This is a genomic window from Lentzea sp. CA-135723, from assembly GCF_050936595.1.
Lineage (GTDB): Bacteria > Actinomycetota > Actinomycetes > Mycobacteriales > Pseudonocardiaceae > Lentzea.
On the sequence record NZ_JBNJMK010000002.1, the window covers coordinates 772,365 to 792,173 of the forward strand.

The following is a 19,809-nucleotide window of genomic DNA, read 5'->3' on the forward strand; positions in this document are numbered from 1 at the left end:
AGGCGTGTGCGCATTCTCGGCTCCACCGCGCACCCCACACACGCGTGGGTGACACAGGCAGTCCGAAATCTTCTGATGGATCTCGAGGACGCCGACATCCGCACACGAGTCAGGTTTCTCATCCGTGATCGTTACGGTAAGTACCCCGCACTAGTCGACGACATCCTCGGCGGCGCCGGGATCACGACGATCCTGACCGGCGTCCCGGTGCCCCGCATGAACGCGATCATGGAACGCTGGGTCAAGACACTGCGCGGCGAGCTCTTGGACCGCACACTGATCTGGAACGAGGCCATCTCCGGCACGCGCTGCGCGAGTACGAGCGGCACTACAACCAGCACCGCACCCACCGATCCCTCGCCGCCGCAGCACCCTTGCGAGCCCGACCCCAACCCCTCGGGCCTGACCGGATCGAACGCCTCGAGGTACTCCGACGAGACCGTCTCGGCGGTGTCCTCCAAGAGTATCGACATGCCGCTTGACCTGTGCGGACGTAATTTTCGGCACGCACACGTTCACATAGACGACGAATCTGACAGTTAGCTCTCGTGATGATCGAACATTGCGACGTCGAGGCACAGGCGGCATAAACCAGCGATCCCGCGGGACCTGCTCGTCGAGGGAATTCCTTATCCAGCAAGCGCGAGACCGGTCAGGACGCTCGGCGCTTCGCGCGTACCGCCGTCGCCACGCCCCACCGCGCCCCGTACACGAGGCCGGGCAGCAGCCGGCGGAACCGCAGATGGATCTCTCCCGCCCGGTCCACGGCGTGGTGCGTTCCGGTCGGCTCCACATCGGACCGCAGCACGCCGTCGAACGCCCGCACCAAGCGCTTGCGGTCGTGTTCGAAGCGCACGCGCAGGTCGAACAGCTCGCACGGCCGTTCGGGCACGTGCAGTACGTACGGGTGCATGGCATCGCGGTGCGACAGCCGGTACCGCAACGCGAAGTCGTGTGTGACGCCGCGGGCCAGCGGTTCGGCGGGCAGGAGGGTGAAGCCCGGCCGGTCGGCGTCGGAGCGGTCGCGCAGGGTGCCGCCGTAGAGCAGGTGCACGTCGACGTCGCGGCGGCGCACCGGGAAGACCGAGGCGAAGTCCAGCGCCTCGACGCCGTCCTGGTCCATCACGACCTGGTAGCGCTCGATCACCTCCGGCTGTCCCTGGTCGAGTACGACGGCGACGCTCAGTTCCGCGGTGTGCCAGCTGCCGTCGGTGCGCGGGGATGTCGTGGCCGCGAGTTCGGCGAGTTGGTGTACGGCCTCGTCTATGCGGCGGCGCACGGTGCGGGAGTCGCGGTCGATCCGCGCAGCCACCCACGTCACGCGCTCCTGGTACAGCGGCTGGCGGACGTCGGGGATGAGGCCGAACGCCGCCCGCGTCGCGAACTGGAACTCTTCGGGCAGCTGCTCGACGAGTTCGGTAAGCCTGGTGACGAGCTTCTGCTTCGCCGCCACCGACCCGTCCGCGCTCGTGATCCCGCAGGCGGCAGCGAGCGACGGGCCGATGCGGTCCACGATCCGTCCCGCGTGCACACCCCGTCCCTTGCGCAGCGTCTTCAGCTCGCTGACCAGGTTCGTCAGCATCTGACCTCCTCCCGGCCTGATGGCGGTACCGAGCCGAATGCCAGGGTATTGGGTATCGGTGCTGATGGCCGTACGCGAGAAGCCTTGCTCCGTGGGTAACGCGAGCACTCAGCATCCCGCGCACGGCCTTCTCAGTGGTGCGCGACAACACGATCAGGTTGCTAGCGCGGCGGCCTGAGTCAGACGGCTCGTGACAGTACGATCCGCCTCGCGTTGTACGCGATCAGAATGCTCGCGCAGGCAGCGGCGAGCGACACCTCCAGCGCGTAACCGCGGGTCGTCAAGAACGCTGCGAACACCTGGATGGTGATCACGATGACGACTGGAGAGTCAGCGAGCCAATGCCGCCGACCTGGCAGGTGTACGTCTGGCGTGCAGGCTCGATTCCTGCCGGACTGATCCATCGTCGCAGACCTCTCATCTTCTTGGCCCAGGCGGGTTATGAGTGTTCAGACAAGCTGTGGCAGGAGTGACAGCTCCAGCCACCTGAACGCCACGAGTGTGCACGGGTTCGAGATCATGCGGTAGCCCCGCTACCCTCTGTAGTCGGCTCAAACGGGGCAAGGGGCCCACCGACTGTCATCGGAGGCCCCTTGAGTGAAACCCCGCCTGGACCAACAGGTCGCGGTTTCGGAGGCGAGCCAGCAAGCTCAACCTCGGAACTCAGGGTAAGGCCGCCCTGAACGCAGGCCATGGAGCCGCGAAAGAGTGTCCACTTCTTGTCCAGATCGTGTCCACTTTTCAGAAGTGGACATGCCGCGTCGATGTTCGCCCTGGCCAGGCGGCATGCCGGGGATTGAAGGCATTTTCTTCGATGCCGCCGACTTGGACGGTTTCGAGAGGTGCCCGCCACGTGTCGGCCGCGCAGTGGCTGAAGGGTCAGGTTACGCACCAATGGGTCAGCGCGGTATGCGTGTTTAGGAGGTGTGGTTGTCGATTGTCGAGAGCTCAAGGAGCTGGAGTAGCAAAAATGATCTTGCGTCAGGGGATCCGGGGTCACGCAAAGTAGTTTCGGATCATGATCAATTGCGGGCGTTGGACCTTGGTGTCACATGGAATTTCGGTCCACTTCAACGCTGTCTGCCGTGCAGTGCCTGGGCATCCCGAAGGTGGTGATGAGTCGCAACCTGGTGCAGGTGCTAGTTGGTCATCATGCGCGCCGCGAGTCGCGGCGGTACCAAGCGGAACGCCGCGTCACGGGTGAATCCGCGGAGGCCCCTGAGGGTGGACATCAGGCGGGTTCCCCACGCCTTGCTCGCCGCCCTGCTCGTGCCCCTAGCCCTCGCGACGCTGCGCCGGCTCCGGCTGCTGGTCAGCCCGGACACGGTGCTGAGGTGGCATCGCGATCTGATCAAGCGCCGCCATGCCCGCACGAGCGCGAACCGAGGGCCCGGACGTCCGCGCACTGTCGCTTCGATCCGCCGGCTAGTCCTGCGCCTGGCAAACGAGAACCCCTCGTGGGGCTATCGACGCATCCACGGCGAACTCGCGCTCTTGGGTATCGTGATCGCCGCTTCCGCGGTGTGGGAGATCCTCAAGACCGCCGGCATCGATTCCGCCCTACGGCGCACGACCGTTACGTGGGCGGACTTCTTGCGCTCGCAGGCTGAGGCGATCTTGGCGGTGGACTTCATCGAGGCGGTCACGCTGACCGGTCAGCGCCAGTACATTCTCGCCGCCATCCACCACGCTAGCCGACATGTGCGCATCCTCGGCGCCACCGCACACCCCACCCATGCCTGGGTTACCCAGGCCATCCGCAACCTGCTCATAGACCTCGAGGATGCTGGACATCTCGCGCGAATCAGATTCCTCATTCGGGACCGGGACGCCAAGTACCCCGCGTTGATCGACGAGATCCTCGGCTCCGCGGGAATCACTACGGTGCAGACCGGTGTCCGAGTGCCCCGTATGAACTCCATCATCGAACGCTGGGTCAAGACCCTTCGCGCTGAACTGGTGGACCGCACGCTGATCTGGAACCAGACCCACCTACGCCACGTGTTGCGCGAGTACGAGCGGCATTACAACGAGCACCGAACCCACCGATCACTCGCCGCCCAAGCACCCTTGAGAGTCCGCCCCGAGCCTCTCGGACCCGATCAGATGGAACGCCTCGCCATCGATAGACGGGACCGTCTCGGCGGAGTCATCCACGAGTATCACCATGCCGCTTGATCTGCATGGACGTAGTTTTCGGCACGCACAGTGGCACCCGGACGGCTTCATAGCCGCTCCCCAGCGCGGAGGGCGACTGGTACAGGATAGTTAACTACCGCACGCGCGGGGAGAACTTGATGCCGTTGCGCATCGCGCCCGCGTCACCCGGACCACCCCCGCACGCGCGGGGAGAACTTCCCGTAGGGGTCGGCGTCGAGGTAGGGGCCGGGACCACCCCCGAACGCGCGGGGGAGAACACGATCAACACGGACGCGTCCGCCTCGTCGCTGGGACCACCCCCGCACGCGCGGAGAGAACGATGGCGCGAGCGCGCTTCGCGGCGGTGGACTGGGGACCACCCCCCGTACGCGCGGGGAGAACGCGCTGGTGTGGATGGCGGGCAGCGTGCTCGCGGGACCACCCCCGCACGCGCAGGGAGAACACCGACAAGGACAACCCGCTGGCGCACAACATCGGACCACCCCGCACGCGCGGGGAGAACCGTAAGACGGTGCAGGGCCGGTTCTTCGCCGGGGGACCACCCCCGCACGCGCGGGGAGAACTGCGACGTGCCTTGTGACCTGCACGCCGGCGAGGGACCACCCCCGCACGCGCGGGGAGAACTCGGGAGAGGGGCACGAGCCCGGCCACGCCGTGGGACCACCCCCGCACGCGCGGGGAGAACTGGCCTGCTGGGGTTCCGACGCCGCGCTCTACGGGACCACCCCCGCACGCGCGGGGAGAACTCGACCAGTGCCTGCCACTGACCAGGCGTGCGCGGACCACCCCCGCACGCGCGGGGAGAACGTGCCGTCATAGTGACCGCGCGTGTACGTCACGGGACCACCCCCGCACGCGCGGGGAGAACACCCCGGACGGGCACGGGGGAGCGGTCTACCGCGGACCACCCCCGCACGCGCGGGGAGAACACAACGTTCAACTCCCCCAGGTACTCGCGGATGGGACCACCCCCGCACGCGCGGGGAGAACAACCCGTCCGTCGAGGCCTCGACCGCGGGCTACGGACCACCCCCGCACGCGCGGGGAGAACGCGATCCAGTCCGTGATGACCCGGCTGCAGGCGGGACCACCCCCGCACGCGCGGGGAGAACCGATGTTGTTGCGCTTGCGCGCCTCGTCGGTGACGGACCACCCCTGCACGCGCGGGGAGAACACCCTCGTGACCTACGACGAAATCCAGGTCTGGGGACCACCCCCGCACGCGCGGGGAGAACCAGGCGGTGTCCAACGGCGAGACCGACCGGGCCGGACCACCCCCGCACGCGCGGGGAGAACTCCACATCGGACCTGTGTGCGTTGTGCTGGTTGGGACCACCTCTGCACGCGCGGGGAGTATCTCGCCGACTCGATCTTCGGCAAGGTGGCCGCGGGACCACCCCCGCACGCGCGGGGAGCACCGGCGCTGGTACGGGGTGTGCAGCTTCTTCGAGGGACCACCCCCGCACGCGCGGGGAGCACGGCATAGCCCGCCTTGGCGGTGGTGCGCACCGACGGACCACCTCCGCACGCGCGGGGAGCACCGACTTGGGATGAGCCGGTCTTGTCGATGACCGGGACCACCCCCGCACGCGCGGGGAGCACACTTCTTGACCAGCGCGTTTGTCTAGGTTGAGTACGTTTTTGATTCAGTTGGACAAGTCAACGGCGCCCATAGCGTCTTCGTTTTCCGGCGTTGCTCCACCCCTGGCGGCGCGGCTCGGTCGGCTCGCTGTCGGGGGCTGCGTCGGAAGCGGGACGCAGCATGAGGCTGAGCCCTTCGAAGTCGACTGGTTCCCAGTTGCGGTCGTGGACCTGGAACGCGAGTCCCTGCTCGTTGTCGGCCGCGTGAACCATGATTGCTCGCCCGGTGCTCACCATCTCGACGACGCGGATCCACATGAGCGCCCGGACTCGCGCGGTCACCTTGCCGACGAAGACACCAGGCCAGATTTCCAGCAGCCACCGAGTGAGATGGCCGCGTAGACCCACGAGGCACGCGGCGACAACGATGACGGTCATTCGTCATCTTCTCCATAGGAAGTACCGCCGGCGACGGTGCGTCCCTTGGTGTCCCAGAGGTTCACCACATCGACCTCATCGAAGGCCTCTGGTCCATACTCGATGAGTTCTTCCACGTCTTCGCGCAGGAGCGTACGGATGTCGCGGACGCACGTGTCGAGGAAGGCGCCGCCGCGCATATGGTCGCGTACTGCTCGGCGGGTCTCGGCTACCACCATGTCACAGGCACTCTGTGGCCTCTCACCGACGACGTCGCCCGGTCATGGCCAAACCTTCCTGGACGGTCTCGCAGGATTGCGACCTGATGCGGACCAGGCACCGTATGCACTGTGTGCGGCTCACTCCCAGCGTGCGCGGAGAGACGAGGAGCTGGCGCGTTGGTCTCCAGCATCTGGGACCACCTCCGCGCAGGGAAGACGCACGCCCGGCCGTGCTAACCGCCACCGAGGTGGGACCACCCCCGCATGTGCGGGGAAGGCACGGTGAGCTGGGCGGCGACGTCGTCGTAGTTGGGACCACCTCCGCGTGTGCGGGGAAGCCATGAAGCAGATCGCCGCCACGAACCCAGACTGGGGGCCACCCCCGCGTGCACGAGGAAGACCGGATCATCAACAAGGCCGACATCGGCACCCTGGGACCACCCCCGCGTGCGCGGGGAAGACCTCACCTCTCACCTCACCCTGCTGGACATGTTGGGACCATCCCCGCGTGGGCGGGGACGACAGCCGGGCCAAGCCCTTCTAGGGATTCAGTCAGGGACCATCCCACGTGCGCGGGGAGAATGCGCAAGGCCAGTACCTGAGTTAGCTGCGCCAGCGACCACCCCTGCACACGCGGGAGGACCTGCGGTTCAACGCGCGGCCGACATCGGTGACGGGACCACCCCGCACGCGCGGCGAGAACAAGGGCAACATCATCGCGGGATGCAACCCGGCGGGACCATCCCCTTATGTGCGGGGAGAACGGCCAGGCGAGGGCTTGCCGCGGCCCCATGCGCGAACCGTCCCCGCACGCGCGGGAGAACGACCCGCGAACCTCTACGGCCCTAGGTCAGGCGAGACCACCCCAGCACGTGCGGGAGAACCAGCCGATCGACCAGCGGGTCGCGCTCGAGCTGGGGCCACCTCCGCACACGCGGAGAGAACAACCTGCAGTGCGTCGTAGTCTGGCAAGACGCCGGATCACCCCCGCAGGCGTGGGTCGACGTCATAGGTTCGCCGTTCGCCAGCCACGACCTTGGGGTCACGCCCGCATCTGTGCAGGCAGGCTACATGAGCACTATCAGCGGAGGATGGCTGAGACCGCTCCGCCCGTGCGGCTCGGCAGCACGTTCCGCCCGGTCACCCCATCCAAGCCCTGAGAGTTGACCTTAATTTGTCATTTAATTATTAAAGGTCGGCCACGCAGGTGTCAGCTGGTGCTTGCCTCCACCTTAGGTTGAGGCTGATTCGCGTCTGCGTATTTATGCACTTCCGGGCGTTGTGGTCGAGCACACGCTGAACCTGAGGTAAGTCAAGGTTATCTACAGGTCAGTAGGTTCTGTGGCGATCGGGTGATTCCTTGCTTGAATGGAGTAGGGTGTCCAAGTCTCGCTTTGAAGTTCCCTTGTGATCTGTTCTCATGTCTGCTCTTGATTGCTGTCGGGTGGACGGCTCGAGCTGTGGTGGAGTGTTGTGATCAGGGCAGGATCCAAGCCGTCGTTGTGGGCGCCATGGGGGAAATCTGCAGGTAGAGCCATCCCTCACCCGCTTGTGTGTCACATCGTCGACACAGCGGTGATGGCGTCGCGGTTGTTTGCGCTGGTGCTTGGTCCGCGCTGCCGCAATGAGCTGGAGACCGCGTTCTCGGCGGTGGGTGACGTGAAGGTGTGGGTCAGTCTGCTCTGCGGGCTGCACGACCTGGGGAAATATTCCCCCACGTTCCAGGGGCTGAACGCCGACCTCGCGGAACAACGCCTCGGTGAGATGGCCGCGGTTGACGTGCGGCGAGTGCGGCGGAAGTCGGGTCTACCGCGACTGGACACTCCGCATGGACTCCTGACTGCCCTGCACATGAAGGAACTGCTTATCTCCTGGGGAGTGGAAGCCCGCACCGCCGAACGAATTGCGGTGGTGCTGGGTGGCCACCACGGGTATTTCCCCACCGGGCAGGAGCTCGAGCAAGCCCGGGCCCAGGTCAACAACCACGGCGACGAGCGGTGGAGTGCCTGGCGGGACGACCTGGTCGATGCCGTGATCAACGCGCTCGGGTTGCCGGATCCGTGCACCCTGCCCTGGAGCCAGGTGCGCCTGAGTTCGGCCGGGGCTGTTGCTCTTGCCGGGTTGACCACCGTCAGCGACTGGATCGCCTCGGACGAGCGCAACTATCGGTCACCTGAATCCGAAGGCGACCTCGTCGACTACCTGCGTGTGGCGGAGACCTTTGCGGACGATGCCGTTGCCCAGCTGGATCTGCAACCGTGGACGCCACCGCAGGACACTAGCTTCGCCGGTCTCTTCGCCGCCGAGACGCCACGTCCGGTCCAGGCGGTAGTCGAGAGGATGCTTCGAGGGCACACGGACCCGGCGATGCTGGTAGTGGAAGCGCCAACCGGCGAGGGCAAGTCGAAAGCGGCGCTGCAGGCGGTCGCGACCCTCGTGCGCGGCCTCGGGCTTGCCGGCGCTTACGTAGGGATGCCGACGCAGGCGACGAGCCATCAGATGCTCGGTGAGTTCGAGACGATGCTCGCTCACATTGGCGACACCTCGGCAGTGCGACTGATCCACTCCAACGCCAAGGAGTTCCTGGCCAGCAGGGCCCCGATGCCCACCGATGTTGGAAGCGATGACCTCGACGACTGTGACGTTGCTGCCCAAGAGTGGTTCACCTGCAAGAAGAGCCTCCTCTCACCCCTCGGAGTGGGCACGGTCGACCAAGCGCTGAAGGGAGCGATCCGATCGGGACACGTGTTCGTCCGGCTGGCAGCGCTGTCGAACAAGGTCGTGGTAGTCGACGAGGTGCACGCCTACGACACCTATATGTCGGTCCTGCTCGATCGGTTGCTCATGTGGTTGGGGCACATGGGAATCTCGGTTCTGTTGTTGTCGGCGACGCTGCCTTCGCGCCGGCGAGAAGAGCTGACCGCGGCATGGCGGGCAGGAGTGCAAAACTGCGTGCCTCAGGATGTGCCGCCATTGCCCGCTTCGACCGTGTACCCGCGGATCAGTCTGGTCGACAGCGACACGAGCACGGTCGAAGGCGCCGAGGTGTCCGCGTTGAACCACGATCGCAGGGCGAGCCTCGAACGGGTCGAGGACCAGGACGTCGTGCAATGGGCGCTTGCTCACGCGGTAGCGGGAAAGTGCGTTGCTGTCGTGCACAATCTCGTCAACCGGGCCAAGGAGACCAGCGACGCGCTGGCCAACAGGATCGCGGAGCTTCCCGAACAGAAGCGACCCAGGCTGATCACGATCACCGGTCAGCTGGCCGCCGGGCATCGCAGAGCCGTGGAAGCCGATCTTCGAGCCGAGTTCGGACCTGACGGCACCCGATCGTCGGCGATCGTCGTGGGAACCCAGGTCCTCGAGCAGAGCCTCGACCTGGACTTTGACGCGATGCTCACCGACCTGGCCTCGATCGATGCCCTGATCCAACGTGCCGGACGCGTACATCGCCATAGCCGAGAGAGACGGGGCGTGCTCACCCTGGCCATTACCGGTGTTGTGGAAACGGCCTCCGGGCCAGTGTTCCCGGCCTACACCACCAATGTTTACGCGCCGATGGTGTTGCTGCGGACGTGGGCGTTGTTGCGACACAAGGAGGAGCTGCGTTCGCCCGAGGAGGTTCCGGTGCTCATCGACGCGGTGTACGGACCAGCCGAGGCGATCGAATGCCCGTCGGGCTGGGAACAAGCCTGGGGTCACGCGGCTGAGCGGCTGCGCCGCTCCCTCGACAAGGACAAGCATGACGCTCAACTGATGTATCTGCCGTTGCCGGTGGCAACACACCGGCTCGCCGATTTGACCACCCGTCCGCAGAACCCGAGCAAGACCCGAAAGAGCCGCCGCCGATGAATCTCGACGATGAGCCACGTGAGCTGCTGGTAGACGTCGTGCTGCTGAACGGCACCAACGACGACCGTGTTGTGGCGGTGTGCGGAGACCGCCCCGTCCTGCTGACCTCACCTGATCCCTTGCCAGAAAACACTCTTCGCGAACTGCTTGATTCGCGTACGACTTTGACGGCGTACGTGGGCGTGCCGGTCGAAGTCGTCCGGGCGTTGCGGGAAACGGCAGTGCCGCACGCGTTCGAACAGTCGCCGTGGCTGCGGCGGCATCGAGCTCTGGTCTTCGCCGGCGGTCGGTGCTCAGTTGGCGACCACGTCCTTGCTTATGACGAGAGGATCGGCGTGTACGCCGAGGAAGCACTGTGATCTCAACCCGACCCGCCTCCTACGATCTGCGCATTCAATCCTGGCTGCCCGTGGTCGACCGCGACGGCAACCACGAGTTCGTCAGCCTGGTGCGACTTGTTCTCAGGGCGCACCGCATCCGTCGCATCGTCGGCGACACGCCTTCGATGACCGCCGCGTTGCATCGGCTGGTGCTGGCGCTGCTCCACCGAGTCTATGGACCTTCCTCGGAAGAGGAATGGGCGCGGTTGTGGGAACTGCCGAGCTTGCCGTCCGCTCCGTTGGTCAGGTACCTGCGCGGCCAGGGAAGCCGCTTTGACCTCTTCGACGTCCAGCATCCTTTTCTGCAGTGCACAGGTCTGGCCAAGCTGGCACCCGCCACTGCGGCCAAGCTCGTCCCGTATCGGTCTGTCGGCAACAACGTCACCCTGTTCGACAAGACGATCGACACCGATCAGGTTCAGCTCACACCCGCCGAGGCGGCTCGCTGGCTGGTCACCCTGCAATCGTTCGATCCCGGTGGCACGAAGACGCCGTTCGAGAAGGACAAGTCCTCCCAGCGCGCACTGTGCGCGTGGCTCGGAGTGGTGCTCGTGGAGGGCGAGACGCTCAAAGAGACCCTGCTGCTGAATATGCCGACCTATCGGCCCGAACATGAGCTGCCGGCGCCCAGCACGCCTGACGACGGCCCGATCTGGGAGCAGGAGGCTCCGCTTTCGCCGCTGCCGGATAAGCGAGTGCCGCGGGGATGGACGGATCTGCTGACGTGGCCTGCTCGACGCGTCCTGTTGTCCACGCAGCGAACCGGCGAGGGATTGGTCGTAGACGGCGTCATCATCACGCCGGGTTCGCGACTCGACACCGAGCACGTCCAGGTGGAGCTGATGGCGGCGTTCCGCAAACCTTCCGGCCCGAAGGGGCAACCGAAGCGGGACGCGCCGATGCTGCCGGTGCGGCTGCATCCGGTGCGGGGAGTGTGGCGGCACAGCGTGGAGCTGCTGATGACCAACCTCTGGGAAGAGGGGAAAACCAGGCAACGGCCGCGCACCTTGGAGCAGATCTCCGAACTCGCCGAGCACGGACACATTCCGGCCGGCGCGGTCTACACGCTGCGTGTGTTCGATCAGAAGCTGGATTCGAAGGGCACGGTGGTGGAGGCCTGGCTCGAGGAAGTTGTCCCCGCGCCGGTCGCTGTATTGCGTTCCAAGGACAAGACGCTTGGAGCGCTGCTGGGGTGCGCGATCGCGTATGCGGACAGCGTCGGAGCCGCTCTGCGTCACATGCAACGCAACTACCGCGTCGAGAAACAGGGCAACCGGGAGAACAAGCGTCTGACGCCCACCTGGAGCCTCGACATCGAGTACTGGCCGAAGCTGGCGCGGCCGTTCGCCACCTATCTCGAGGAGATCGCCCGAACCTACGAGGGGGGCGAATCCCTGGCGGACGCGACGGAGGTGTGGCAGAAGGCTGTCGCCGTCGTTGCGCTACGCGCCACAGATCGTTGGGCTGAGGGCTCTCCAGCGGAGGGGCGCGATCTCCTCCTCACAGGGAAGCACCAAGGCCAGTTCCTCGGGCGCCTCAGCGAGCTGACGCGCGTCTTCCACGCCGAGGCCGCTGCCTACATCGTCACGAAAGGAGCCGCGTGACCACATCGATCATCGAGCGGCGCCGGGAGTTCACTGCTCACCTTTACCGACTGAACAGTGCGTTGTCGTCTCCGGTGTCCCATCGAGTGTCGGAGGCCCGGCAGGTTCTGGCGAGGTTGCGACGCAGCTTCGCCGGTGCCCGGCAGCAGGCCGAGGCCTATGATTTCGTCTTCGCCCACAACCCGCCCGAGTCGGAGCAAGAAATCTGGCTGCTCGTAGCGGGACTGTTCGCCCTGCACCCGCAACCGCGAAGGAATGCGCGCTCGCTCGGCGCTTCCATGGGGAAGCTCGCGTCGACGCGAGGTGAATCGGTGACGCGCCGGTTCACTCAGCTGATCGCCCGCGACCGCGCTGCCTTGGCTCACCAACTGCGCCAGGTGATCCGCCTGCTCGACACCGAGAAGGTGCCGGTCGACTACGACCAACTGCTCGCGGACCTCATCGTACTTCTCGGTGATGACTATCGAGGCGACGAAGCCCAGCGAATCCGGCTCCGATGGGCACGCGAGTTCCACTACCGCCCAGGAGTACGTGAGTCCACGAAGGACTCGTCAACGCCCACCGACACCAACTGACACAGCGGAGACCCTCCAGTGATCATTGAACTACACCTGCTCCAGTCCTTCCCCGTCAGCAACCTCAACCGCGACGACGTCGGTCAGCCCAAGACCGCCACGTTCGGCGGCCACACCCGTGGGCGGGTCTCCAGCCAGTGCTTCAAGCGCGCTACTCGCCAACTGTTCAACGACTACGGTCTCGAGAAGTCCGAAACCGCCATCCGCACCAAGCGGCTGCTCGATCACGCCGCTGCGGCCCTGGCCGAGAACGGACGTGACGCGGAGCTCGTGACTCAGGTCGTCACCGCCGGCCTGCGGCAACTCGGCTTTGGTGTGGACGAGAACACAAGGCTCACGGAGTACCTGCTCTTCGTCGGGCGGCACGCCATCGACCACTTGACGACCTACTGCGACGACAACTGGGACGCCCTGCACGCTATCGCAGCCCGGAACAAGGCCGCCGCAGACAAGGCCAAAGGCAGCTCGGCGGAGAACGGCGAATCGAAGAAGGGAGGTAAGGGCGGAAAGGTCACCAAGCCGGACAAGGCGGCCGTCGAGCAGGCGCGCCGCATCCTCGATGCCGGCCGCGTCGCCGATGTCGCGCTCTTCGGGCGGATGATCGCCGACAACAAGGATTTCAGCGTCGAGGCCGCGTCCCAGGTGGCGCACGCCATCAGCACCCACGCCGTGGTCAACGAGTTCGACTTCTACACCGCGGTCGACGACCTCAAGTCACGAGGCGAGTCTGGCGCCGACATGATCGGCACCATCGACTTCAACTCCGCCTGCTACTACCGCTACGCCAACCTCGACCTCAACCAGCTGGCCATAAACCTCTCCGGCGACGAGGACTTGGTCCGTCGCACCGCGCGTGCCTGGCTGTTCTCCTTCATCCACGCCATGCCGACCGGTGCTCAGAACTCCATGGCGGCCCGCACGATGCCTGAAACGCTTCTGGGCGTAGTCCGCTTCCGGGGCGCCTGGAACCTCGCCAACGCGTTCCAGGCCCCCGTCGTCGACGCCGATATCATGGCCGCCTCCACCGCGCGTCTCACCCAGCACTTTCACCGGCTACGTGGCTTCTACGGCAACAACGACCTCCGCGCAGTTGCCGCGGCCTCGATCACCGCTGAACTGCCGCACCTCGACGACGGCGACATCGTCGCCAGCATCGACGCCTTCACCGACCGAATTCTCGCCGGGGCAACGGCCTGACCATGGCGACGTCACTGGCCCTGTGTTTCGACGCACCCATGCAATCCTGGGGAATCCGCTCACGGGGCGTCATCCGAGACACCACGTCGGAGCCCACCAAGTCCGGCGTTGTCGGACTGATCGCCGCCGCTCTCGGTATTTCGAGGGAGGATGATCACGCCATCGCGGAGCTCGCGCGGCTTCGACTCGCTGTACGGGTCGACCGGGAAGGCATCCTCGAACGTGACTTCCACACCACCCAGAACGTCCCCACCACAAAGGGCACGGGACACCGCACGGTCGTCAGCGAGCGCTACTACCTGGCCGACGCACTGTTTCTCGTCGTGCTTCAAGGCGACGAGCACACGCTGTCCCGCATCGCTGCCGCAGTTGACCGTCCACATTGGCCGATCTTCCTCGGTAGACGAGCGTTCGTGCCGGCAAGGCCACTGCTTCCGCGCAATGGAGGGCCAATTGCCTGCACTGCGGAAGAACTGCTCGCGCGCCACTCGTGGCTGGAGACATCGAAGTCCGTGCGGGACCTTGAACTGGCGAAAGGCGAACGTGTCGCGTTGCGCACTGTCGTCGACTGCACAGCAAGTACCGAGCGCGCCGAAGTCCGCCACGACCACCCCGTCAGCCTCGCCGAAGGCCGACGCCGATTCGCCACCCGGACCGTGCTCGTCGAGCAAGTCAGCCTGAACTACAGCATGATCACCACCGGAGACTTCTCGTGTTCCTGAGCAAACTCACCATCAACGTGCGATCCCGCGAGTTCCGCCGTGACTACGCCAACGTCCACGACATGCACCGCACCATCATGAGCGCCTATCCCGACGTCAGCGGTGAGACGCCTGCCCGGCTCGAGCACAAGATCCTCTGGCGCCTGGACGCGACCCAATACGGATTCACCCAGTACGTCCAGAGCCACACAGAGCCGGACTGGAGCCGACTGCCGGCCGGACACCTCATGACACCGGCCGAGGTACGACCGTTCACACCGGTGATCGAGGCAATCGCTCCCGGCCGGAAGTTCTCGTTCCGCCTGCTCGCGAACCCGACCCGCAGCGCCCGAGTCGAGAACGGCCAGGACGTCCGCAAGCGCCGTGCGCACACGACACCCGAAGCGCAGATCGAGTGGCTCGTCAACCGGGGCGAGCGCGACGGCTTCGTCATTCCCACCGCGCGCCGCGGCGAGCCCGACGTCGCACCATCGCCAGTTCCCACGCTGATCGGCCAGAAAAGGGATCAGGGCAAGATCACGGTGGTGCCGGTTCGCTTCGATGGACACCTGATCGTCACTGATACCAAGGCGTTCACCGATGCGGTGATCAACGGCGTGGGACGGGCCAAGGCGTATGGGTGCGGCCTGATCAGCCTCGCACCACCCCGCACCGATAGGTGAGCGAACAACTTCCGACTTTGGGCGGCCGCCGCGGCGAAGATATTCATGGTCGCGATAACGGACAGCCCTTGAGCGGGCGGTCCGTTATCGCGACGGGGTCAAGATGTATTGCTCGACCGGAGCTCACGGCCACACCGCCGCCCGAACCGGACGTCTGAGCCCCTGATGCGGCAGATTGTGGTCCTGCGCTGGCGGAACCGGCCTTGATCCGATCCAGATCGCTGGCCGTGTGGGCCTGGCCGCCTCGACCGCGGACCTGACCATTCTGCAGTCAAGTTCATCCAGGCGAACCTCAACAACACCCGATTGACCTGAGGCTCTTCACACGGTCACCGTAACTGTGCGGACCGTCCATCCATTGTCAGTAGCGGACGTTCCTCGATCAGCAGGCCTGTGCGACGTTGTCTGACTGGTCGCGGACCATCCCCTGGTGTGCCGGGAAGACGAAATCGCCACCCTCACTTTGACCGTGGACCTGGGACCCACGCGTGCGCGCGGAAGACACCTCAATACCAGGGTTTCCGCCCGCACCGGCAGGACCGCCCCGCGTGGGTGGGGAGGACGACCGCTACGGCGAGGCCATCGAGTATGACCTGAGATCACCCCCGCGTGCGCGGGGAAGACGGGCCGTCCAACCAGATGTGTGCGGTCGTGCACGGGCCATCCCCGCGTGGGCAGGGAAGACTGACTGGCCAGGTAAGAGCCGACGTACTCCGGGGGACCACCCCGCGTGCGCGGGGAAGACGGGCCTGCGGCCGCCGACAGCCGCATGGACAGGGGACCACCCCACGTGTGCGGGCACGCCGTTCTGGGCGTTGATGTCCCAGTCGGGAGCACCCCCGCGTGCGCGGGGAGAAAGTTATGACCACAGCGTCCAGCACGGACTACCAGGGAGCACCTCCGCGTGCGCCGGGAGAACTTCGGCAGGGTACGTGGCATGCGGATCGCCAGCGGAGCACTCCCGCGTGCGCGGGCATAACACCCGCTCGATCACCTCGGACGAGCCGTCGAAGGAAGCACCTCCGCGTGCGCGGGGAGAACGTGCGCTCGTCCTGCCACCTCCTGATCACGTCGGGAGCACCCCCGCGTGCGCAGGGAGAATACCGCCGAACTCATGAACACCGGCGGGGTGCAACGAGCCAGGACTCACCACGCGGGGAAGACTTGCCGCTACCGATGTCGCCGATGACCGCGACAGGACCACCCCGTACGCGCGGGGAAGTCGATGCGGATATCGTCGCGGACGCCCTCAGAGAGGGAGCACTTCCACGTGCGGGGAAAGACGTCGTGCCCAGCACGCCGGACTTTCGCCCGAACGGACCGTCCTCGCGTGCGCGGGGAAGACACGAGTTGCTCGTCTGGGAACAGGTAGACCGGAGGATCACCTCTGCGTACGCGAGGACGACCCGAAGCCTGGCTCGCCCCTATAGCCGTTCTCGGGACCACCCCCGTATCCGCGGCGACGACTGGCTGCGTGACCACCGCGACCTGCATCTGACCGGACAACCCCAGGTAGGCGGAGACGACTTGTGCTAGTCAGCTCGGAGCATTCGCTTGTCCGGACCATCCTCCCCGCGTGCGCGGGGAGGATGGCTTCTACCTTGGTAAGGAAGAGCCCGAGCTGGGACCAACCCCGCGTACGCGGGGACGACGCGGCGAGTACCGACTCGGTGTACTTGGTGCCAGGACCACCTCTGCGTGCGCAGGAAAGATGACCCCGAAGGCAGCACGAACCGCTGTTTGATGGGACCACCCCGCGTGCGCGGGGAGAACTGCTTGAGGTAGCGGTCAAGCAACATCGACACGGGACCACCTCGCGTGCGCGGGGAAGACAACGCGATGAACGCCGTCGACGACGCGCAGGCGGGACCACCCCTGCGTGCGCAAGGAAGATCTGGCCGCGCACGGGCCGATGGTTCTGGGACCATCCTGCGTGCACGGCGAAGACAAGGCCATCGGCAGTATGCAGCTCCTGCCGCGGGGACTACCCCGCGTGCGCCGCGGAAGACGTCGTAACGTCCTCGTTCGCAAGGTACCGCTGTGGACCACCCCCGCGTGCGCGGGAGAACTGGATGCTGGGCGAGCCAAGCGGATATGAGTTGGGACAACCCCGGCGTGCGCGGAGAGAACATCCTGACCACGCCCTGCGGTGACTCGCGCGACGGACCACCCCGAGTGCGGGGAGAACTAACAGGCCGACACCAGCGAGACCGGCGGCCTGGGACCCCCCGCGCGCGGGGAGAACTCACCTGTCCACTCAGTGGCTACGCCACGTTCGGGACCACCCCCGCGCGTGTGGGGAGAACGTACAACTGGGCGGCCGAACCGAGGCTGTTCCAGGGATCACCCCCGTGCGTGCGGGGAGAACGACGAGTGCACGCTGAGACTGGCGAAGGGCGAGGGACCACCCCCGCGCGTGTGGGGAGAACGTACAACTGGGCGGCCGAACCGAGGCTGTTCCAGGGATCACCCCCGTGCGTGCGGGGAGAACGACGAGTGCACGCTGAGACTGGCGAAGGGCGAGGGACCACCCCCGCGCGTGCGGGGAGAACCCCGCCTCAAGCAGGTCACCATGTGTCCCGTCGGACCACCCCCGCGCGTACGGGGAGAACACTTCTTGACCAGCGTATACGTGCAGCATAACGCCGAAATAGCATCGGGTTGTCCGGCGTCGTTGCGCAGTGGTCTAGCCAGCAGAAGCGTTGTGCGGGAGCGCGATGCGCGAGTACACCCGCCTCAAGAATCGACGAAAAGGACCATGTCGTCGAGCGCTCCTCCGCCCTGCCTGCTGCTGCGGGAGGCGCGCGCAGTGTCGCTGGCGCCACGGCGGTGGTATCGGTGCCCATCGCTTCCCTTCTCGTTCAATGATCAACTCGGTTCGAGGTCATGTCGATGCTGGGCGCGGGTGATGCCGACGTGGCGTCGGTGGACAAGGGGATCAGGTCCGCACACGATGGGGTGAGATGCTTCCCGCCCGGCGACGGGTACCGGCCGGCAAGCAACGACGTCACCACAGGTGGACAATCGAAAGCGTGCATGTGGGCTCTCTAGCGAAGCCCCATGTGGGACGTGGCGCGGTGTGTAACGTCAAGGGTCGCTTGTGGGGATAGGTCAACAGGCCTGAGTGGCGAGGAGGTGGGGATGTCGAAGTCGATCCAGACGATGGCCTCGCGCTCCGTGCTGCGCTGGGCCAGGGAGTCGATCGGCTACGTACCCGTCGCGGCCTCCCGCAAGATCGGGGTACCTGATGATCGAGTCGAGCAGTGGGAGGCCGGCACCGACGCCCCCACGCTGAACCAACTCCGCAAAGCCGCGGAGGTCTACAAGAGGCCGCTGGCGGTCTTCTTCCTCCCGAGCCCGCCGACGGACTTCGACGTCATGCGGGACTTCCGTCGCCACGTCGATGCCGAATCGATTGAGTGGACGCCGGAGCTGCACGCGGAGTACCGGCGCGTGATCGCACAGCGGGAGACCGCGATCGAGCTCTTCGAGATCGAGGAGTCGTCACCGTCAACGCTCTGGCGCCTCGAACTACCGGCCGGTGGGGACGAGAACCTGGCCGCAGCAGCACGCGATCTGCTGCTGCGTCACACGCCGCTGCAACTGCCGCGAGGTGTTGGCACCAAGTACGAGCACCTCAACACCTGGACCGCCGCGTTGGAGGAGGTCGGTGTGCTGGTCATGTCGACCTCCGGCGGCCGGGTCTTGACGCGGGAGATGCGAGCGTTCTCGCTCTACTACGACCGGCTTCCCGTGATCATGGTCAACGGCAGCGACAGCCCACGAGGCCGGCTGTTTTCGCTGCTGCACGAGTACGCACATCTCCTCCTCAACAGCGCAGGCCTTTGTGACACCTTGACCGACACCCGCTCCACTGATCCGGACGCGCGCCTCGAAGCCCGGTGCAACGCCATCGCGGCCGCGATCCTCATGCCGAGAGACCGGGTGCTCGCCAGCCCCGAGGTCGTGAGCCGGGTGGCGCTGCGGGACTCGTGGAACTACGCGGCCCTGCGAGATGCCGCGGCGCCGTTCGGGGTCAGTGCGGAGGCGTTCGCCCGCAGGCTCTTGACGCTCGGACGCATCGACATCGCGTTCTACCGTGCTCGACGGGCGGAGTTTCTCAAGGCGTACCAGCGTGAAGAAGAGAACGCGCCCGCGCCCGGCGGGGGTAACTGGTACCGCACGACCGCACGAGATCTGGGCAAGGGCTTCGTGCGCAGGATTGCGGACGCCTATCGCCGACGTGTGATCGACAGCTACACAGCCGCTTCGTTTCTCAACGTCAAGGTCGAGCAGATCGATCGGCTGGCCGAGATGGCCGTTGTCTCGGAGTCTGCGTGACCGGCCCGATCATGTACTCGTTCGACACGAGCGTTGTGATCAACGGCCGCCGCGATCTGCTGCCTCCGGAGATCTTCCCGAGCGTGTGGTCCAAGATCGAGGGCATGATCGCTTCGGGTGCGGTCCGCGCACCAGACGAGGTGCGGATCGAACTCGGAAAGCGTGACGACGCGACGAAGGCGTGGTCGGACTCGCAACCGGCGCTCTTCGTCCAGTTGGACATGGACATCCAGGCCGCGACCGCGGCGATCCTGGCGGATCATCAGAGGTTGCTCGGTTCTGGCAAGGGGCGTAACGGTGCCGACCCGTGGGTGATCGGGATGGCGAAGGCTCGAAATTGCGTCGTCGTCACCGAGGAGAAGGCGACAGGCAACCCAAACAAGCCGAAGATCCCTGATGTGTGCCTCGCGGTCGGCGTCCGATGTGTGAATCTGATCGGCTTCATTCGTGACCAGCGCTGGTCGTTCTGATCAGATCTCTTCACCGAAGCCGCCGTCTGCGACGGAGTCGCCGGG

At 65.8% G+C, this 19,809-nt stretch carries 15 protein-coding genes; 11 read left to right on the forward strand and 4 right to left on the reverse strand.

The window, feature by feature from the left end:
• Positions 1 to 75 precede the first annotated feature (75 nt).
• Positions 76 to 543, forward strand: a complete 468-nt coding sequence (locus tag ACQEU1_RS39450) for a hypothetical protein (RefSeq protein WP_433214016.1) — start codon at positions 76 to 78, stop codon at positions 541 to 543.
• Between the two features lie 109 nt (positions 544 to 652).
• On the opposite strand, the gene ACQEU1_RS39455 is transcribed toward ACQEU1_RS39450, so the two are convergent.
• Positions 653 to 1,582, reverse strand: a complete 930-nt coding sequence (locus ACQEU1_RS39455; protein ID WP_433214019.1) for a hypothetical protein — start codon at positions 1,580 to 1,582, stop codon at positions 653 to 655.
• Positions 1,583 to 1,761: 179 nt separating this feature from the next.
• Positions 1,762 to 1,896 (reverse strand): hypothetical protein, encoded by a 135-nt coding sequence (locus tag ACQEU1_RS39460; protein ID WP_433214022.1) that lies wholly within the window; start codon positions 1,894 to 1,896, stop codon positions 1,762 to 1,764.
• Between the two features lie 910 nt (positions 1,897 to 2,806).
• Between ACQEU1_RS39460 and ACQEU1_RS39465 the strand changes: the two genes are divergently transcribed.
• Positions 2,807 to 3,760, forward strand: a complete 954-nt coding sequence (locus ACQEU1_RS39465) for an integrase core domain-containing protein (protein ID WP_433214025.1) — start codon at positions 2,807 to 2,809, stop codon at positions 3,758 to 3,760.
• A 1,641-nt stretch (positions 3,761 to 5,401) separates the two neighbouring features.
• Here the strand turns inward: ACQEU1_RS39465 and cas2e are convergent.
• Both cas2e and ACQEU1_RS39475 read right to left on the reverse strand, forming a co-directional pair.
• Positions 5,402 to 5,761, reverse strand: coding sequence for a type I-E CRISPR-associated endoribonuclease Cas2e (gene cas2e, locus ACQEU1_RS39470; RefSeq protein ID WP_433214028.1), 360 nt, complete (start codon positions 5,759 to 5,761; stop codon positions 5,402 to 5,404).
• The gene (locus ACQEU1_RS39475) at positions 5,758 to 5,979 is read right to left on the reverse strand and encodes a hypothetical protein (RefSeq protein WP_433214031.1); all 222 of its coding nucleotides are present in this window, start codon (positions 5,977 to 5,979) and stop codon (positions 5,758 to 5,760) included. The genes cas2e and ACQEU1_RS39475 overlap by 4 nt, the downstream gene beginning before the upstream one ends.
• 1,455 nt (positions 5,980 to 7,434) lie before the next feature.
• On the opposite strand from ACQEU1_RS39475, the gene cas3 reads away from it, so the two are divergent.
• From cas3 to ACQEU1_RS39520, 9 genes are all read left to right on the forward strand, one after another.
• Complete coding sequence (gene cas3 / locus ACQEU1_RS39480; protein ID WP_433214033.1) at positions 7,435 to 9,813, forward strand: CRISPR-associated helicase Cas3'; 2,379 nt, start codon at positions 7,435 to 7,437, stop codon at positions 9,811 to 9,813.
• Positions 9,810 to 10,172: a hypothetical protein gene (locus ACQEU1_RS39485; RefSeq protein WP_433214036.1), complete on the forward strand. Its 363-nt coding sequence runs from the start codon at positions 9,810 to 9,812 to the stop codon at positions 10,170 to 10,172. The genes cas3 and ACQEU1_RS39485 overlap by 4 nt, the downstream gene beginning before the upstream one ends.
• Complete coding sequence (casA, locus tag ACQEU1_RS39490; RefSeq protein ID WP_433214039.1) at positions 10,169 to 11,797, forward strand: type I-E CRISPR-associated protein Cse1/CasA; 1,629 nt, start codon at positions 10,169 to 10,171, stop codon at positions 11,795 to 11,797. Before ACQEU1_RS39485 ends, casA begins: the two co-directional genes overlap by 4 nt.
• Complete coding sequence (gene casB / locus ACQEU1_RS39495) at positions 11,794 to 12,372, forward strand: type I-E CRISPR-associated protein Cse2/CasB (protein WP_433214042.1); 579 nt, start codon at positions 11,794 to 11,796, stop codon at positions 12,370 to 12,372. The genes casA and casB overlap by 4 nt, the downstream gene beginning before the upstream one ends.
• An 18-nt stretch (positions 12,373 to 12,390) precedes the next feature.
• Positions 12,391 to 13,569, forward strand: a complete 1,179-nt coding sequence (gene cas7e, locus ACQEU1_RS39500) for a type I-E CRISPR-associated protein Cas7/Cse4/CasC (RefSeq protein WP_433214045.1) — start codon at positions 12,391 to 12,393, stop codon at positions 13,567 to 13,569.
• A gap of 2 nt (positions 13,570 to 13,571) precedes the next feature.
• Positions 13,572 to 14,291: a type I-E CRISPR-associated protein Cas5/CasD gene (gene cas5e / locus ACQEU1_RS39505; protein ID WP_433214048.1), complete on the forward strand. Its 720-nt coding sequence runs from the start codon at positions 13,572 to 13,574 to the stop codon at positions 14,289 to 14,291.
• Positions 14,282 to 14,953, forward strand: a complete 672-nt coding sequence (cas6e, locus tag ACQEU1_RS39510; protein WP_433214051.1) for a type I-E CRISPR-associated protein Cas6/Cse3/CasE — start codon at positions 14,282 to 14,284, stop codon at positions 14,951 to 14,953. Before cas5e ends, cas6e begins: the two co-directional genes overlap by 10 nt.
• 3,177 nt (positions 14,954 to 18,130) lie before the next feature.
• Positions 18,131 to 19,294 carry an XRE family transcriptional regulator gene (locus tag ACQEU1_RS39515; RefSeq protein ID WP_433214054.1) on the forward strand — a complete coding sequence of 388 codons (1,164 nt, stop codon included), beginning with the start codon at positions 18,131 to 18,133 and terminating at the stop codon, positions 19,292 to 19,294.
• Positions 19,291 to 19,764: a DUF4411 family protein gene (locus ACQEU1_RS39520; RefSeq protein WP_433214057.1), complete on the forward strand. Its 474-nt coding sequence runs from the start codon at positions 19,291 to 19,293 to the stop codon at positions 19,762 to 19,764. The genes ACQEU1_RS39515 and ACQEU1_RS39520 overlap by 4 nt, the downstream gene beginning before the upstream one ends.
• Positions 19,765 to 19,809: the final 45 nt, after the last annotated feature.

Excerpts from the sequence above, each read along its gene's own strand:
- ACQEU1_RS39450 (WP_433214016.1), top strand. The coding sequence starts at position 76 with ATGGATCTCGAGGACGCCGACATCCGCACACGAGTCAGGTTTCTCATC.
- ACQEU1_RS39485 (WP_433214036.1), top strand. The coding sequence starts at position 9,810 with ATGAATCTCGACGATGAGCCACGTGAGCTGCTGGTAGACGTCGTGCTG.
- cas5e (WP_433214048.1), top strand. The coding sequence starts at position 13,572 with ATGGCGACGTCACTGGCCCTGTGTTTCGACGCACCCATGCAATCCTGG.
- ACQEU1_RS39455 (WP_433214019.1), bottom strand. The coding sequence starts at position 1,582 with ATGCTGACGAACCTGGTCAGCGAGCTGAAGACGCTGCGCAAGGGACGG.
- cas2e (WP_433214028.1), bottom strand. The coding sequence starts at position 5,761 with ATGACCGTCATCGTTGTCGCCGCGTGCCTCGTGGGTCTACGCGGCCAT.
- ACQEU1_RS39475 (WP_433214031.1), bottom strand. The coding sequence starts at position 5,979 with ATGGTGGTAGCCGAGACCCGCCGAGCAGTACGCGACCATATGCGCGGC.